The sequence below is a fragment of the Streptomyces pacificus genome (genome assembly GCF_011766325.1).
Lineage (GTDB): Bacteria > Actinomycetota > Actinomycetes > Streptomycetales > Streptomycetaceae > Streptomyces > Streptomyces pacificus.
Map to the genome: position 1 here is coordinate 1 of NZ_BLLG01000029.1, position 16289 is coordinate 16289.

Consider the following 16289-nt stretch of genomic DNA (forward strand, 5'->3'; position numbering starts at 1 on the left):
CAGACGAATCGAGGTTACGGTCACCCTGGACAGTCCTGAACAGCCTGAATGACGGTCTGGCTATCGGGCGGCCCGGGAACCTGCGGCGCCCTGGGGATCTCGACACACGGTCGCCGTCCCCCCTCGGCCACGACGCTCGCGGCGTCGGCGTCCCCCTGGCCCATTACGCGACGCTCCCCCGACGTCACCGACCGCGCCCAGACCCTGCGGACAGAACTCACCGTCGCCGGCCTGACCTGGCTGGAGCCGTCCCCGGACCTCGCTGTGGCCTTCCACCACGCCGGCCTCGGCACCCACGAGGACCTGAACGCCATCGCCGACCGGCTACGCGACTCGACCACGACCGGCGGCTACGCCTACCCCCACATCGCCGCCGCCTTCGGCGACCTGCCCCGGCCCCAGCCCCTGGTGCAGTGGCTCGAGGACGACCACACCGTCCGGGAACGGTGGCGCACCCTGGCCACCATCCGCCAGGCACACCTGCGCGAGACGAGCCGACAGCACCACCGCGCCACACGACCACCCTGCCGTGCGGACACCGCGGCCCCGAACCCTTGAACGTCAGGGTTCGGGGCCGTAGCCATGCGTGCGGGAAGTCAGCCGGCTTCGGGGTCCCGGCCGACCAGCTGGGCCAGCAGCTCGACGATCTGCGCCTGGTTCCGGTCGATCTTCTCGGAAAGACCGCGGACCTCACCAGCAAGGTCGCTCACCCTCGTGTCGAGGTTGCTCACCTTCTGATCCAGGTTGCCGACCTGCAGGCGGACCGCCGTGAGATCGCTCTTGATGATCCCGAACTCGCGGTCGTTCCGCTCCGCCACGTCCTCGAATCGGCGGGTGAGAGCGGCGATCTCACTCTGGGCGATAGGGTCCTCAGCCACGCGGGGCTCTCCTGCAAGATCAGGTAAAACGACGGTCATCAGGCCGTCCACGATATCGCGGCCCCGCCGCCCCGGGGCCCGGCAAAGACAGACTGCTCCTACCGTGGAGGGTTGGATGGCGCTCCCAGCGATCAAGGGAGCGCTTATGACTCACGTACTCTCGACTTTCGCCGTTCTGACCGACCGTCATCCCAGGTCCGTGCTGGCTGCGGCCCATGCCTCCTGGACGGCGCGGATTTCGGTATCGGTGGGCTGACCGGCGTCGATGGGCATAAATCGGGCTGCGATGGTCGTCCGGCGGAGCTTGGCGGTCATGTCGGAGAACGCCGGGTGGGTCTTGGTGGCGTACCACGGGGCACGTGCCCGGTGCTCGGCCGCGTCTGAGGGTGGTGGCCGTGCAGCGCGTACCAGATGACGGTGATGGTGTAGCAGTACAGGCCGAAGGGCACGGTGCGCTCGACGGCGCGTCGGGTCCGGCTGCGTGCCTGGCAGACCCCGAGCACCTGACGCGTACTGTCCGGCGCAGCAATGATCTCCCGGCCTGCTCCCGCTGTAACGGCCAGCTCATTCTCGCGGCGCAGAAGCCCCAGCTCGATGCGTCCGGCAATTCGATCGCCCTGGAACTGTGTGCCAGCATCGGACAGCACCTGCGGTGAGGACCAGGGTCCCTTCATAGGTGCGTGCGCCCCGCTCGTCGGCGCGGCAGGCCTGTTCGGACCAGTTGCCCGCAGCTCCTCGACGGAGGGTGCTGCGGGCGAAAGGCGCGAGCGCAGTCCCAGACCACCGGTCGCACAGGAGGGAGATCCGAGGTCCGCACTCTGGGAGTTGGTCGGCCCTGTGCGTGTACCGACGATGAAGGGGCGGTCTGCGGGCGATGAGGAGGCGACATGGACTGGTCCACGGCGGACGTTCCCGACCAGAACGGCAGGACCGCGCTGGTCACCGGCGGCTCGGGAGGGATCGGGCTGGAGACGGCCCGGGGACTGGCGGCCCGCGGAGCGCGTGTCGTACTCGCCTGCCGCAGCGTCGAGCGGGGTCGTGCCGCTGCGGCCCGCATCGGCGGCCGTACCGAGGTCGTACGCCTCGATCTGGCCTCGCTGGACTCCGTACGGCAGGCGGCTGCCGAGATACAGGGCCGGTATGAGCGCCTGGACCTGCTCGTCAACAACGCCGGGGTGATGTTCCCGCCGTTCGGGCGCACCGAGGACGGTTTCGAGGCCCACTTCGGTGTCAACCACCTGGGGCATTTCGCTCTCACCGGCCTGCTGCTGGGCCTGATGCGGCATGCGCCGGGCTCCCGCGTCGTCACCGTTTCGAGCCTGGCGCACCGGGTCGGGACGGCCGGCTTCGGCGACGGGCGGGCCCGCTCGCCGGACGGCCGGCGTTCGGTCAGGGCGTACGGGCAATCCAAGCTCGCGAACCTGATGTTCGCGAGGGAGTTGCAGCGCCGGCTCGCCGGTGCGGGCGCGGCCACGGTCTCCCTCGCCGCGCACCCGGGCCTTTCGGCGACGGGTCTGTGGCACGGCGACCCGCCGGCGCTGCTGCGGCCGGTGGCCGGTGCGGCGCTGCGGTGGATCGCGCAGCCGCCGGACCGGGCGGCCCTGCCCTCGCTGCGGGCCGCCACGGACCGCCTGGTGCCCGGTGGTGCCTACCTCGGCCCGCGGGCGTTCTTCGAGAGCCGGGGCGCGCCGGTACCGGCGCGCTCGAGCCGGGAGTCGCTGGATGCCTCGGCACAGGTACGGCTCTGGGAGCTGTCGCAGGAGCTGACCGGGGTGCGCTACCGGCTCGCGCCCGGCGGCGTGCCGGCGGGCGCGTCCGAACCGGTGACACGCCAGACCGGGGCGGCGGGGAGGTGAGCGCGATGACGACAGACCGGAGCATCGCGGCCGGTGTGGGTACGGGCATCGGCCGGCGGAGCTTCCACGCGGTCGCCGCGTGGGCGTGGATCTGGCGCAGCTTCGATGCGCCGCTGCCGGACGTGGGAGGTGCCGCATGGCCATCGGCCCCCGTGACAACCGGCCCCGCGCAACGGTATGACGACCGTCCCGGTGAGAAGGCGGCGGCCGCCGCCCGGGAGGGATGACCCATGGCCAGAAGACGGTCCGTGGTGGTGGCGGGCGGGGGGATCGGGGGGCTCGCGGCGGCCGCGGGCCTGGCCGTCCGCGGCATCGACGTCACCGTCGTCGAACGTGCGGGGCGGATCGGGGCCTGCGGTACCGCGCTGGTGATCCACTCCCGTGGGATGCGGGCCGCCGACGCGTTGAGCGAGCGGCTCGGCGGCCGGATCCGGGCCGTCGCCCCTCTCACCGGGCCCGGCGAGATCCACGTGCTGATGGACTCCGGGGGCACGGTGCTCGCCGAGGAGCAGACCGGCGCCGCCGCCGAAGCCCCGCAGGTCCCCGTGCTGCGCTCCGCCCTGCACCGGGTCCTGCTCGACGAGGCGCTCGCCGCGGGGGCGGCCGTGCGCCTGGCGACGGCCGTCACCGACTACACGCCGGTCGGCGACTCGGTCACCGTACGGCTGTCGGACGGTGAGACGCTCGACAGCGAGGCCCTGGTGGGCGCGGACGGGACCCACTCGGCGGTCCGGGCGCGGATGCTGGGCGACGGCCCTCCGCGTTACCGCGGCTACACCTCGGTGGAGGGCTGCACCCGCGGCTCAGCCCTCGGGCACCGCCGCCTCGTCGTGGACGGTCGCGGCATCCGGCTGCTCATCGCCCCGGTCAGCGGGGACACCCTGTACTGGAACGCCGAGATCACCGCTCCGCCCGGGGTGTGGCCCGCCCTGGGCGCGGCCGGGGCGCAGCGTGCCCTGCTGGAGGCCCTGGACGGCTGGTACGGGCCGGTCGTCGACCTGGTGGCGGACGCCGGACCCGGGGACCTCGTCATCACCGACATCCACCACCGCGACCCCGCCCCGCGCTGGGTGGACGGCCGGGTCGTACTGCTCGGCGACGCCGCGCACCCGATGCTCACGGCCCTGGGCCAGGGCGCCGACATGGCGCTGGAGGACGCGGCCGCGCTCGCCGATGTGCTGGCGTCGTCCGCCGAGATCCCGGGCGCCCTCGTCGCCTACGCGGCGGAGCGGATGGACCGGACGGCGGCGGTACTCGCATCCCGCCGTCAGGGCGTCCTCGAGCGTGGCGTGGAGCGGCGGGACGCACAGACGAAGCCCGCAGGCCGGCGGGACGCGGCGCTCGCCGACGTCCTCGGCCGGCGGCCACGCCCACGGCGCCCGGCCGGGACCGGCGCACCGGGCCCGACGACCACCGCCCTTACGGAGAAGAGGGACATCGCCATGAGATCGCCGCACATCGTGCTGATCAGCGGATCGCTGCGCTCGGGATCGACCTCGGACCAGGTGGCGCAGTGGTGTGCCCGCCGGTGCGCAGAACAGGGCGCCACCACACGTGTCTTCACCGGAGCGGAGATCGACTTCCCGGCGTACCGGCCGGGGTTGGCCGGGACGCATGAGGGCGCGGCGGCCCTCCTCGGCGAACTGCGCGCCGCCGACGGCGTGATCCTGGTGTCGCCGACGTACCACGCCTCCGTCTCGGGACTGCTGAAGAACGCCCTGGACTACGTCAACGACATCGGCGGTCCGCTGCCGTATCTGGAGGGGCGCGCGATCGGCACGGTCGCGGTGGGCACGGGCGTGCAGGGCGCGGTCTCGACGCTGGCCACGCTCCGCACGGTCGGGCACGCGCTGCGCGGCTGGCCGACGCCGGTGGGGGTGGCGGTCGCTCAGGTGCCGGCGGAGCCGTCCGCAGGGGGCGCGGAGCCGGGTGGCGACGCGGCACGGCTGGTGGAGATGGTGTCCCAGGCGGTGTGGCTGGGCGGGGTGCGGAGCGCTGCCCGTACCCCGCTGCTGGGGGCCGTCGCCTGATTCCCACCGCGCCTGGGGCCGGGTAGACGGGCCGGGGCCGCCGGGAGGCGGGTCCGCGGGCGGTCGCCCGGGAGCGCAGCCGGGCAGGCGAACGCGGATCGTGCCGCGCGGTACCGGCGCGGGGGTCCGTGCGCGGGCTGGGCAGGGTGAGGAAGTGTCCTCCACACGGCGGTCCGTGCGAGTCCCGGTCCGCGCTTGCGCGTATCTGCGCCCATGCGGTCTTCGGAAGGAGGAGGGGCCGGGAGAGCATTCTCGGAGAACACCCACAGGGGAGGCGGCAAGTAGCATCCGGAACACGTTGTCCGGGAACCCGATCGGCGCCCTTGACCGACCGCCGTGAGGGGAGAGGGCGGAGCAGTGTGCGCACCCGTGAGCATCCGCTCCGGCGCAGTCGTCTCCCCAGGAGTATTGCCTTCCGCGGTTCCGCCCGCCGACGATGCGCCCGTGCCGCCGACCCGGCACGGGTGGTCCCGGACACTCCGGCCCGACCGCCGGACCCGACGCATCGGGATGGGGGATACGAATCCATGACCATGCACGGACGGCTCACCGTCAGGAGCGCGGCCGAGGTCCCTGTGGACCGTCTGGTACGCCTGGTGAGTTCCCACGAGAAGAGCATCACGGGGAGGGCTATGCGCACCCGGGAGGACATCCTTCCCGACACCGCCGCACCCGGTTACCGGATGAACAACTGGTGCCTGACCGGAGCCGGTGACGAGGTGGTCGCCTGGGCGTCGCTGACCCCGCGCGACGGCACCCTCGACGGCACGCTCATCGCGCTGCCGGGCCGGCGCGGCGAGAGCGCGGCCCGCGCGCTGATGTGCCTGCTGCTGGACCGGGCCGACGAACTCGCCCCGCAGGACGGCAGACACTTGGCGTTAACCGTCAGCGGTGTGCTCGGCGGCGACTCCGTGGCCCCACCGGTGCTGAGGACGGCCGGGTTCGTCCCCGACTCCACGGCGGCGCGGCTCGACATCGACCTGTCGGTACCGCCGCTGCCGCCGCTGCCACCCGGGGAAGGGAGCATCCGGCAGGCCGAGGTGTGCGACGACGCTCTGCACGCGGTGCACCTGCGCAGCCGGGCTTCGGCTCCCCGGACCGAGGATGCGCATGCCTTCCGCGCCCGCCTGCGGGAACTCCGCGAGGCGGGGGGCGTGGCGCTGCTGCTCGAGATGTCCGGCCGTCCCGCCGGATACGCCCTGGCACGGGCCGCCGGCGGGGAGGGACGCGTGCTCGAACTCGCCGTCGCCCCCGCTTTCCGGGGACTCGGCATCGGACTCTCCCTGCTGACCGCCGTCCTCGCCGAGCTGCGCGCGGGCGGCTGCGTCCGGGCCCTGGTGACCCTGGACACCGGCGATCTGCACGACCACATGGCGCTCTGCCGGGTGCTCGCGGTCCAGGGCGCGTGCGCGGTCACCCGCTACCGCATGCCTACGGCCCCTTCGGCACGGCCTCGACCGTCCCACCGGCCACCGACCGGACGCATGTGACGCGCCACCCACCGCACGGCTGACCGCGTGCGGCGGCTCGTCCGCGCTTCGCGGCCGCAGGCACACGCCCGGGGCGTCCGGGGCGTCCGGAGAGGGGCAGGGCTCCCGACCGAGTGCTGCTCCCGACGTCCGACGCAAACGATACCGACTCGTCTTTGCGTCGGGAACCGGCGCCCGGGCCTCAGTGCGTCTTCGGTAAGTCATCGCCGCGCGGGGCCGGTTCCCCCACGGCGAGGGGACCCTGGCGCGCTCCGGCCCGCCGAGGCAGCGGGTGTTCGCCGCCGATGCCCACACGTTCGGCATCGCGGCACGCGAACACCCGCACCGCGGATCAGAAGGCGGCGCACCGTCAGGGCGCCGGCTGTGCGGGCCGACGGCGTGCGCTCCGGAGCCCGGCCACCCGGCCACCCGGTCGTGGTCTTCCGCCATGGGGGAGGAGGACGGCGTCGCGGGTCAGGGCCCGCAGTCCGTGAACGCTCCCACGGCTCATCCCGAATGCGGGCGTGCCGGGAAGGACTCCGGCGGACGGCCATCGCGGGCCGTACCCGCCGCGGTCGCCCGGAGCCGTGTGCGTGCAGATCAGTCCCGGAAGCTTCGGGGCCAGGGGCGGTTCCCCGCCGATGGGCCGAACCTCCGGTCGGCCGATTCCGGCGGATTGGCCGATGACGCGCCGGGACCCGCTTCAGGCGCGTGGTGGTGCGGCCAGCCGGGCCGTGAGGGTGGCCGCGGTCGTCAGGGCCGCCCAGGAGGTGAGATCGATCAGCTCCCGGTCGGTGGGGTGGTGGACGCGGAAGGCGGCGATGTCGGCGCCGGTGGCCTGGTGGGGGGCGAGCGCGGTCAGCAGGATGAGGCGGGCCGCCGGGTGGTGGGCCGGGGGCACGGCGGTGAGCGGGGCGTTCAGCCAGACCCGGCTGATGCCGGGTGGGGTGCCGTCCCAGCTGTCGAGGCGGGCGCTCAGCAGCTCCCGGACCGGTACCGGCACCCAGCGCGCCGCGCGGTCGACGGCGGCGCGGGAACGGGCCAGGGCCTGGGCCACAGCCGGGTTGGGCGCGGCCCAGGCCAGCTCCCGCGGGAGCGGGGCGGGGGGCAGCAGGTCGAGGGCGGCGCCGGCCTCGAGGGGGCCTGCGACGGGGCGCATGGTCCGTGCGACGGTGCGCAGGAGGGGGCCGCGCAGGCCGGCCGGGGCCCGCTCGGGTACGGGCGAGTCGTCGAGGAAGACGCCGACCATGCGGTTGAGGTAGTGGAAGGTCAGCGCCACCCCGAGGATCTCGGGCGCCTCTTCGGCGGTGAAGGGCGCCGGGCCGCGCTCGTCCGGTCCGGCCCGCAGCCAGGCGGAGGCGCCCGCGCCCGGTGCACCGGGCGCAGGCGGCGGCAGGGTCTCCACGGCGGCCTGGTGGACGTCGACGCAGTACGAGCAGGAGTTGGCCCGGGACACCTCGGTGGCCACGGCCTCCTTGACCGCACGGTCTACCCGGCCCTCGACCAGCAGGGACTCCCGCAGCAGCAGCCAGCTCGCCGCGAGCGGGCCCGGGGAGGCGGAGTGCAGCGCCAGCGGCGGCGCGATCACTCCGAACTCCCGCTCGGCCTGCGCGTACACGGCGGCGGCCAGGCCGCGGGCGCGGCCCGGGGAGGCGGCCTTCACATGGCGGATGTCGCGCAGTGAGCCCCGCAGTACGGCCCGCACGATCGTCCTCGTGGTCATGGTGGCGTCTCCGTTCGGCGGACTGACGGCATGTCTTCCCCGCGTCGGTTCACCGGTTCACCGGTTGCCCGAACGGCACATCGCCCCTCCGGTCCCGCGGACGGGCGCGCAGGGCCCGGTCCGATCGTGGCACCCGCGGCCTGCGGGCCCCATATCCGATCGTGCTCGCTCCGGCTCGCGCGACGACGCCGGCAGACCAGCAACGGCGGAGATGCGGCCGTCCGCGATGGGGCCGAGGATGGGCCGCCGTGCCGCTCGACGAGTGGCGCCATGAGGGGAGTTGACGGTTGATGCCCGACGTGACGAGCCCTGTGGAGATCGGGAGGCACTACGACGAGCGGGCTCCCATCGGCGACGAGTTCCGCGGCGGCCAGTTGCACATGTGGTACTGGTACGACCGCGACGACGACGCCCCGCTGCCGGAGGCCGTCCACCGCATCACCCGCAAGGTCACCGACGTCCTGGGCCTGCGGCCCGGGGAGCACGTCCTGGACGCCGGGTGCGGTTCGGGCGAGGCGTCGCTGTACCTGGCCCGGCGCCACGGCGTGCGGGTGACCGGTGTGACGGTGAGCGAGTACGAACTCGACCGGGCCCGCGAGCGCGCCGTGGCCGCCGGCCTCGCCGACGTGGCCGGCTTCCGGTACGGCGACTACATGCGGCTGCCGTTCGAGGACGGCTCCTTCGACGCCGTCCTGGCCCTGGAGTCGCTGCAGAACGCTCCCGACCTCGGGCAGGTTCTCGGGGAGCTGTTCCGGGTGCTCCGGCCGGGCGGCCGGATCGCCTTCTCGGACTTCAGCCTGGAGAAGGCGGGTGCCGAGCCGGAGCGGGTGGAGCGGTTCATGACGACCCTGAAGCTGCCCCTGCTGCCCACTCTCCCGCAGTGGCTCGCGTATCTGCGTGCCGCCGGCTTCGACATCGAGGAGTACACCCAGTGCGGCCCGCGGGTGTTCGGGATGAAGAGCAAGTACCTCCAGGCCGCGATGGACCGGCGCGAGGGCGTGGCCGGGAGGTTCGGCGAGGCGGACGTCGCGGAGTTCTCCCGCCTGCACCGCGGGTTCTTCACCCCCCGCAGGGACCAGATCGGCTACGTCGTCGCCTGCGCCCGCAAGCCGCGCTGAGCAGGGACGTCCGCAGCCCTGGCGACGGTGTTCGCCTCCGCGGACAGCAATACGGAAGATGCGTCGCGGCCCGCCGGCGCAGCAGGATGGCGGTGGACATCCCTGACCCCCCACGAGCAGCGTCCGACGGCCTGCCATGGCCGCTTCGCCCGCCGTGCGGTGGCGCGGCACGAATGAGTGGCGCAGCACGAACGAGGAGACCTTTCATGGTGGACACCAACACGGGTATCGAGCGGGGCACCGTGCCGGTCGCGCGGTTGCGCGACCTGGTGAGCGGCCGGGTCCTGGTGCCCGGCGACGCCGACTACGAGCAGGCGCGCACCGTCTACCTGGGCGGGATGGACCAGCAGCCGGCGGTGATCGTGCGGCCGGCCGGCGCCGAGGACGTGGCACGCGTCGTCACCCTGGCCCGGGAAGCCGGACTGCCGCTGGCCGTCAAGGGCGGCGGGCACAGCATGTTCTGCCTCGACGACGGCGGCATCGTGCTCGACATATCGTCCCTGCGCGACCTTGAGATCGATCCCGGGACGCGTACGGCCTGGGCCGGAGCGGGCCTGAACGCCGGCCAGTACACCGAGGCCGCCGCCGAGCACGGCCTGGTCACCGGCTTCGGCGACACGGGCAGTGTCGGCATCGGCGGCATCACCGTCGGCGGCGGCATCGGCTACCTGGTCCGCAAGCACGGGCTCACCGTCGACGACCTGCTGGCCGCCGAGGTGGTCACCGCGGACGGCAGGCTGCGGCGGGTCGACGCCGAGCACGAGCCCGACTTGTTCTGGGCGATCCGCGGCGGCGGCGGCAACTTCGGCGTGGTGACCCGGCTGAAGTTCCGGCTGCACGAACTGGGCACCGTCACCGGCGGTCTGCTGCTGCTGCCGGCCACCCCGGAGGTCGTCGCCGGCTTCGTCGAGGCGGCGGAGAGGGCCCCGGAGGAGCTGTCCACCATCGCCAACGTGATGCCGTCGCCGCCGCTGCCGTTCGTCCCCGAGGAACTGCACGGCACGCCCGTCGTCCTGGCCGTCCTGGTCTACGCGGGCGAGGGCGAGGCGGCCGAGGCGGCCCTGGCACCGTTCCGCGCCCTGGACACGCCGATCGCCGACATGATCCAGGCGATGCCGTACCCCGGTGTCTACCCGCCGGAGGAGGACCTCCACCCGGTCGCCGCCGCCCGCAGCCTCTTCACGGACAGCTTCGGCCTCGACGACGCGAAGCTGGTCCTGGAGCGGATCGCCTCCTCGAGCGCCGCCATGCCGGCGGTCCAGGTGCGGGTGCTCGGCGGTGCCATGGCCCGCGTCCCTGCGGACGCGACCGCGTTCGCGCACCGCGACCGGAAGATCCTCGTCAATGTCGCGGCCATGTACCAGAACCCCGACGAGGCCGAGCTCCACACCCGCTGGGCGGACGAGCTGGCCGCGGCGCTGCAGAAGGGGGTGCCCGGCGTGTACGTCAACTTCCTCGCCGACGACAGCGAGGCCCGTATCCGGGAGGCGTACCCGGCCGGGACCTGGGAGCGGCTGCGTGCCCTCAAGCGTGCCTGGGACCCGACGAACCTCTTCCGCCGGAACAGCAACATCCCGCCCGCCGACGAGCCGCGCTGAGGTCCGGGACCCCGCAGAGCCATCGGCATCGACACAGACGGGCAGCGGCAGCCCGACGACGAAAGGACTGGACGTTGACGACGGACACCGTGCCCCGGGCGGGGCGCCGGGAGTGGATGGGGCTCGCGATCCTCGCTCTCCCGGCCACGCTCGTCTCCTTCGACATGTTCGTGCTGCTGCTGGCGTTACCTCAGCTCAGTGCGGACCTGGGAGCGAGCAGCACCCAGCAGTTGTGGATCATGGACATCTACGGGTTCATGGTCGGCGGCTTCCTCGTCACCATGGGCACCCTCGGCGACCGCATCGGCCGGCGCCGCCTCCTGCTCACCGGCGCCGTGGTCTTCGGAATCGCCTCCCTCCTGGCCGCCTTCGCCACCACGCCCGAGATGCTCATCGCCGCCCGCACCCTCCTCGGCATCTCCGGCGCCACCCTCGCTCCCTCCACCCTCGCCCTCATCAGCAACATGTTCCGCGACCCCAAGCAGATGGGCACCGCCATCGGCATCTGGGCCGGCAGCTTCTCCCTCGGCGCCATCGTCGGCCCCATCGCCGGCGGCGCACTCCTCAACCACTTCTGGTGGGGCTCCGTCTTCCTCATCGGCGTCCCCGTCATGATCCTCCTGCTGCTCCTGGGCCCCACCCTCCTGCCCGAGTACAAGGCGCCCGACGCCGGCCGCCTCGACCTGCCCAGCGTCGCCCTCTCCCTCGCCACCGTCCTCCCCTTCATCTACGGACTCAAGGAAACCGCCCGCCAGGGACCCGAACCCCTCCCCCTCATCGCCCTCGTCGCCGGCATCGTCGCCGGCATCCTCTTCATCCGCCGGCAGAAGGCCCTCGAAGACCCCCTCCTCGACCTCTCCCTGTTCTCCAACAAGGCGCTGAGCGGCGCCCTGGTCAGCCTGCTGGCCTTCAGCATGATCGGCGGCGCGAGCCTGCTGTTCCTCGGTCAGTTCTTCCAGCTCGTCTCCGGGATGACACCGCTGCAGGCGGGCCTCGCGCTGGTGCCGGGTCTGATCGTGTCCATCGCGGGCATGTCCCTCGCCCCGGCTCTGGCGCGCACGATCCGGCCGGCCTATCTCATCGCGGGCGGCCTGGTGCTCTCGATCGCCGGGTACCTGCTGTACTTCCTCGCTGAGGCCGACTCCAGCCCGGCGCTGCTGATGACCGGCTTCGCCCTGGCGAGCCTGGGCGGCGGTCCGCTGGTGTCGCTCGGTACCAACCTGGTCGTCGGCTCCGCCCCGCCGGAGAAGGCCGGTTCGGCCGCCTCGCTCTCCCAGACCAGCAACGAGTTCGGCGCGGGCCTGGGCATCGCCGTCGTCGGCACCCTGGGGATGGCCGTCTACCGCGGCGAGGTCTCCGGCGCGATACCGGCCGGTCTTCCGGCCGGCGCGGTCGCCGCGGTCGAGGAGAGCCTCGCGGGCGCCGTGTCGGAAGCCGCCCGGCTGTCCGGCGGCGCGGGTGACGCACTGCTGTCCGCCGCCCGGGGCGCGTTCGCCGGCGGCGTCAGCGCCATGGGCCTGACGGCGATGGTCCTCATGAGTGTCATCACCGTCACCGTCATCGCACTGCTCCGGGAGATTCCCGCCTTCGGCGCTGCGCAGGGCGGCGGCGGTCAGGGCCCGGACGCGTCCGGCGGCCTGTCCGCGGAGCACTCCGGAGAACAGTCCGCGGAGCACTCCGGGGAGCGGGAGGCCCCCGTCGCCTCCGCCAGGGGCTGAGCCGGTACCGCGACGGCACCGTGGAGGCCGCGGCGTCAGCCGCGGCCTCCCGCCCTGTGCCGGGAAGAACCCGTCCGCGACGGCGGCCCCCGGGCCCCCGGCGGGGCGCCGGGAGCGGACGGGGCTCGCGGCCCTCGCTCCGTTCGCCGTAGCGCCTCCGTCGCCGCCGTCCCGTCGGCGGGCCCGGCCATCCCGGGTTCCGGCCGTCCCGCAGGCGGGATGCGGTCCATGACCGCACTCCAGGAGATGCACCCCGCGCGGCCCCGTGCCGACCATGGCCCGGGTGAGCCGAACGGCCGCCGCGGCGATGACGATGGGGAGGCGGACGTGCCTGTTCGGGATGGCTGGGATCTGATGGTCCGACGGGACGACCTCACTGCGGCCGAGATACGGCAGGCTCCAGCGGCCCCGCTGCGTCCGGGTGAGGTGCGGCTGGCGGCGGAGCGCTTCGCCCTGACCGCCATCACGGCCACCTATGCCCGTCTGGGCGAGTCCGAACTCCCCTTCTTCGACGCCTTCGCCGCTCCGGAGGGCTATGGTCGCGTCCCGGCCTGGGGCTGTGCCCGGGTCGAGGACTCGCGCCACCCCCGGATCTCCGTCGGAACCAGCTACTTCGGCTTCCTGCCCCTGTCGACCCATGTCACCCTCGCGGCCGAGCCGACCGAGCGGGGCTTCGACGACATCGCGCCGGAGCGCGACTACCTGCATCCGTGGTACCGCGGTTATCTGCGCATCGGGGAGCACGACGCGCGGGACGACCACCGGCTGCTGCTCAGGCCGCTGTACCCGGCGTCCTTCAACCTCGCCGAGTTCCTGGTACGCGAGCACCCCACGGCCGCCGTGCTGATCACCAGCGCCTCCAGCAAGACCGCCGTGGGGCTGGCCGCGCTGCTGTCGCGCCGGGAGGGCGTCACCACGATCGGGGTGACCTCCCCGGGCAACCTCGGCTTCGTCCGGAGCCTGGGGCACTACGACATGGTGACCACCTACGACGAGCCGGCCTGGGGCGAGGTCCCCGAGCCCGTCGTGCTCGTCGACTTCACCGGCGAGGCCGGGCGGTTGTTCTCCGTGTACGAGCGGCTCGGCCCCGCGCTGAAGGACGCGCTGCTCGTGGGCTACACCCATCCCGGCGCCGAGATCGAACCGCCGGAGGGGCTCACCGCCCCCGAGCCGTGGATCTTCTTCACGCCGTCCGAGGAGCAGCGGCTCATCGAGAAGGACGGCGAGGACTCCTACCGGACCCGCTACCAGCGGGCGGAGAACGCCCTCGTCGAGGACGCCCGGTCGTGGCTCTCGATCACCCGGCGGTCGGGCCCCGACGCCCTCGCCGACACCTACCGTTCGCTGATCGCCGGCGGGCTCCCCGCGCATACGGGCACCGTGGTCACCCCGCGCTGATCGGCCACCTCCGTCCCACCCGTCCTCTCCGTCCCACCCGTCCTCCGCCTTCTCCATGATCCGTCAGCCGAACGGGAGCGCCCCGCCGTGACTCAGACCCAGAGCACACCAAGACACCTTCCGCCGTCCGAAGAAGCCCCGCCGGTCCGCGCGGGCAGTCCGGGGGCCGGATCGTCCGCCCGGAGCGGGCGCCCGGTCCGCCGGGGCTTCTTCGGACGCAACTACATCGTCCCGCTCGCCGTGTTCGCCGCGGCCTATCTGCTGTACCAGCTGCCTCCGTACCTGACGCTGGACCCGTCCCGAACGCACATCGTCCCGCAGTTCCCTCTGCACTACGCGATCCTGGCCGCGCACGTGCTGACCGGTGCGGTGACGCTGGTGACGCTGGTCCTCCAGCTCTGGCCGTGGCTGCGCCGCAACCACCCGGCGGTGCACCGCTGGAGCGGTCTGCTCTACGTGTTCGGCGGGGCGCTTCCCTCGGCGCTGCTGGCGCTGGCCCTGTTCCCGTTCGCCTTCAAGCCGGGCAGTGTGGCCGTGCTGATGTCGGGGATCCTGTGGGCGGTGACGTCGGTCGTCGGCTGGGTCCGGGCACGGCAGGGGCGGTACGCCGAGCACCGCCGCTGGATGCTGTACAGCTTCGCGATCGTCTGGGGCCAGACCGTCTGGGGCTTCGTCATCGGCATGGCGCTGTTCAGCCTGCCGACCGCCATCGACGTCAGCTACATCTCGGAGGCGGCCCGCTGGGTCGGCTGGGTCGGCAACCTCCTCCTCGTCCACTGGTGGATCGAGCGGACCGCGCGACGCGGCCAGGACCGGGTGTCCGACGGCCGGCGTGCCCGTACCCCCGAGCCTGCCGGGTGACCTTCGGCCGGAAGGCGGACGTGCCCCGTCGTGCGTTCCGGGGCGCCTTGGGCGTTCCGTTGCGTGAACCCGGCGGCCACGCGACGACGGCTGCGGGAGCGTTTGGGCGGCGGGGCGCCCTCACCACCACCGAACGCCGGGCCCGGTACGGGATCGGCGTCGTCCGCGCCTTCGGCCGACGGGGCAGACCCGGCCGCTGCTACCGTGCGCTTCCGGCCGCCGAGGCGGCGGAGCAGCCCGGGGCGATGTCGCCGCGGAACAGCCCCTCCGGGTCGACCCGCGCGCGCACCCGGTCGGCGGCCAGGACGGCGTCGGCGTCGAGGTGCCCCTGGGGCTGTTCGAGGCTCGCGACGAACGTGGGGGCGGTCCGGCCGGTGTCCCAGGGGCTCAGCGCGCGGCGCACCTCCGCGCAGTGGGCAAGGATCTCCCCGTCCGTGCCGCCGGCCCCCGGTACGCCGGCACCGGAGTAGGCGAAGCGCGCGTCCAGGTGCCCGAGGGCGCCGGAGTCCGGTGCCGGGGTGCTCAGGCCGCCGCCGAGCTGGCGCAGTTCGGCGACGGTGAGCGCGGAGTGGGGCCGGTCCACCGTGGCGTGCAGGAACGCGGCGACGCCTTCGTCGCCGAGTTCGCGCAGGAGCAGGTGGTCGCCGAGGACGGGGACCGGCTCGGGCGGGTCCATGTGCGTCTCGGGTACGGCGAGCGGGCCCGCCTCGTGCCAGGTGTCCATCAGCGGGTCGGCGAGCGCGCGCAGCGGGTCGAGCAGTTCGCCGGCCTGGCGCCGGGCCCTTCCGGTGGCGTCTCCGCCCGGGGCGACGACGACACCGTCCAGGCACAGGACGGGCCCGGCGCTGAGGACCGCGGGCACCTCGGGGAGTTCGGGCAGGTTCATCACCCGGACGGACGTGGTCGCCTCACGAGGGGCACGCTCGGTCCAGGCCCGCCATCGGGGCAGCAGCCGGGCGGCCTGCGCGGCCGGCCAGAAGGCGGCTCCGGTGACGACGCCCGTCACCGGGAAGAGGGCGATCTCGACGGCGGTGACGACGCCGAATCCTCCGCCGCCGCCGCGGAGTGCCCAGAAGAGTTCCGGGTCGCTGTCCGCGTCGACCCGGCGCTGTTCGCCGTCGGCGGTGACGAGTTCGATCGCGCGGACGCTGTTGGCGGCCAGGCCGGTGTGGCGGGCGTACATGCTCAGGCCGCCGCCCAGCAGGTAGCCGACGGCGCCGACGGTCGGCGAGGAGCCGTGGGGCGCGGCCAGTCCGTGCGGGGCGGCGGCCTCGACGACCGCGCCCCAGCGGGTGCCGGCGGGAATTCTGGCGATCCGGCGCCGCGGGTCGATCCCGACGTCGCCGGCCGGTTCGGTGCGGATGAGCAGCGCGTCCCGCATGGGGCGGGCGGTCGCGCAGGCGTGGCCGGTCGCGTGCACCCGCACCCCCAGTCCCCGGGCGCGGGCGCGGGTGATGGCGGCGCGGACCTCCTCGGTGGAGCGCGCGGTGACGGCCGCCGCGGGGGTGACGGGTGCGAAGAGGTTGAACACCCGGGTGGCCGCCTCATAGGCCGCCTGCCCGCGCCGCGCGAAGTCCGGGTGGTGCTCGTCGGGGGTGGTCATGGGCGGCTCCTCCGCAGATGGTGGGTGCCGGTACGGC

Annotated in this window: 14 protein-coding genes; 10 read left to right on the forward strand and 4 right to left on the reverse strand. The window is 73.7% G+C overall.

Annotation, left to right across the window (positions count from 1 at the left end; genetic code table 11):
- Positions 1-48: 48 nt before the first annotated feature.
- Positions 49-558: a hypothetical protein gene (locus SCWH03_RS27080; protein ID WP_173267366.1), complete on the forward strand. Its 510-nt coding sequence runs from the start codon at positions 49-51 to the stop codon at positions 556-558.
- 38 nt (positions 559-596) lie between these two features.
- On the opposite strand, the gene SCWH03_RS27085 is transcribed toward SCWH03_RS27080, so the two are convergent.
- Together SCWH03_RS27085 and SCWH03_RS29705 are read right to left on the reverse strand one after the other, a co-directional pair.
- A complete protein-coding gene (locus SCWH03_RS27085; protein ID WP_116428736.1) occupies positions 597-878 on the reverse strand; it encodes a hypothetical protein in 282 nt (93 codons plus the stop codon).
- 186 nt (positions 879-1064) lie between these two features.
- Positions 1065-1193, reverse strand: coding sequence for a hypothetical protein (locus SCWH03_RS29705; protein WP_272491130.1), 129 nt, complete (start codon positions 1191-1193; stop codon positions 1065-1067).
- Between the two features lie 80 nt (positions 1194-1273).
- Here SCWH03_RS29705 and SCWH03_RS27090 point away from each other — a divergent pair, with 80 nt between their 5' ends.
- From SCWH03_RS27090 to SCWH03_RS27105, 4 genes are all read left to right on the forward strand, one after another.
- A complete protein-coding gene (locus SCWH03_RS27090) occupies positions 1274-1534 on the forward strand; it encodes a DUF6300 family protein (RefSeq protein WP_173267367.1) in 261 nt (86 codons plus the stop codon).
- 231 nt (positions 1535-1765) lie between these two features.
- Positions 1766-2734 carry an oxidoreductase gene (locus SCWH03_RS27095; protein ID WP_116428734.1) on the forward strand — a complete coding sequence of 323 codons (969 nt, stop codon included), beginning with the start codon at positions 1766-1768 and terminating at the stop codon, positions 2732-2734.
- A gap of 230 nt (positions 2735-2964) precedes the next feature.
- Positions 2965-4764: an NAD(P)H-dependent oxidoreductase gene (locus tag SCWH03_RS27100; protein WP_173267369.1), complete on the forward strand. Its 1800-nt coding sequence runs from the start codon at positions 2965-2967 to the stop codon at positions 4762-4764.
- 527 nt (positions 4765-5291) lie between these two features.
- The gene (locus SCWH03_RS27105; RefSeq protein ID WP_173267371.1) at positions 5292-6254 is read left to right on the forward strand and encodes a GNAT family N-acetyltransferase; all 963 of its coding nucleotides are present in this window, start codon (positions 5292-5294) and stop codon (positions 6252-6254) included.
- Positions 6255-6936: 682 nt separating this feature from the next.
- Here the strand turns inward: SCWH03_RS27105 and SCWH03_RS27110 are convergent.
- Positions 6937-7956, reverse strand: coding sequence for a carboxymuconolactone decarboxylase family protein (locus SCWH03_RS27110; RefSeq protein ID WP_173267372.1), 1020 nt, complete (start codon positions 7954-7956; stop codon positions 6937-6939).
- A 290-nt stretch (positions 7957-8246) separates the two neighbouring features.
- Between SCWH03_RS27110 and SCWH03_RS27115 the strand changes: the two genes are divergently transcribed.
- The 5 genes from SCWH03_RS27115 to SCWH03_RS27135 all read left to right on the forward strand — a co-directional run bounded on the left by SCWH03_RS27115 (position 8247) and on the right by SCWH03_RS27135 (position 14649).
- Complete coding sequence (locus tag SCWH03_RS27115) at positions 8247-9074, forward strand: SAM-dependent methyltransferase (RefSeq protein ID WP_173267374.1); 828 nt, start codon at positions 8247-8249, stop codon at positions 9072-9074.
- 206 nt (positions 9075-9280) lie between these two features.
- Positions 9281-10672, forward strand: a complete 1392-nt coding sequence (locus SCWH03_RS27120; protein ID WP_173267376.1) for an FAD-binding oxidoreductase — start codon at positions 9281-9283, stop codon at positions 10670-10672.
- Positions 10673-10788: 116 nt separating this feature from the next.
- Positions 10789-12390, forward strand: coding sequence for an MFS transporter (locus SCWH03_RS27125; protein WP_173267406.1), 1602 nt, complete (start codon positions 10789-10791; stop codon positions 12388-12390).
- A 327-nt stretch (positions 12391-12717) separates the two neighbouring features.
- Positions 12718-13788 carry a DUF2855 family protein gene (locus SCWH03_RS27130; RefSeq protein ID WP_173267378.1) on the forward strand — a complete coding sequence of 357 codons (1071 nt, stop codon included), beginning with the start codon at positions 12718-12720 and terminating at the stop codon, positions 13786-13788.
- Between the two features lie 87 nt (positions 13789-13875).
- Positions 13876-14649 (forward strand): DUF2306 domain-containing protein, encoded by a 774-nt coding sequence (locus SCWH03_RS27135; protein ID WP_216854811.1) that lies wholly within the window; start codon positions 13876-13878, stop codon positions 14647-14649.
- 199 nt (positions 14650-14848) lie between these two features.
- On the opposite strand, the gene SCWH03_RS27140 is transcribed toward SCWH03_RS27135, so the two are convergent.
- Positions 14849-16252, reverse strand: coding sequence for an FAD-binding oxidoreductase (locus SCWH03_RS27140; protein ID WP_173267380.1), 1404 nt, complete (start codon positions 16250-16252; stop codon positions 14849-14851).
- Between the last annotated feature and the right edge of the window lie 37 nt (positions 16253-16289).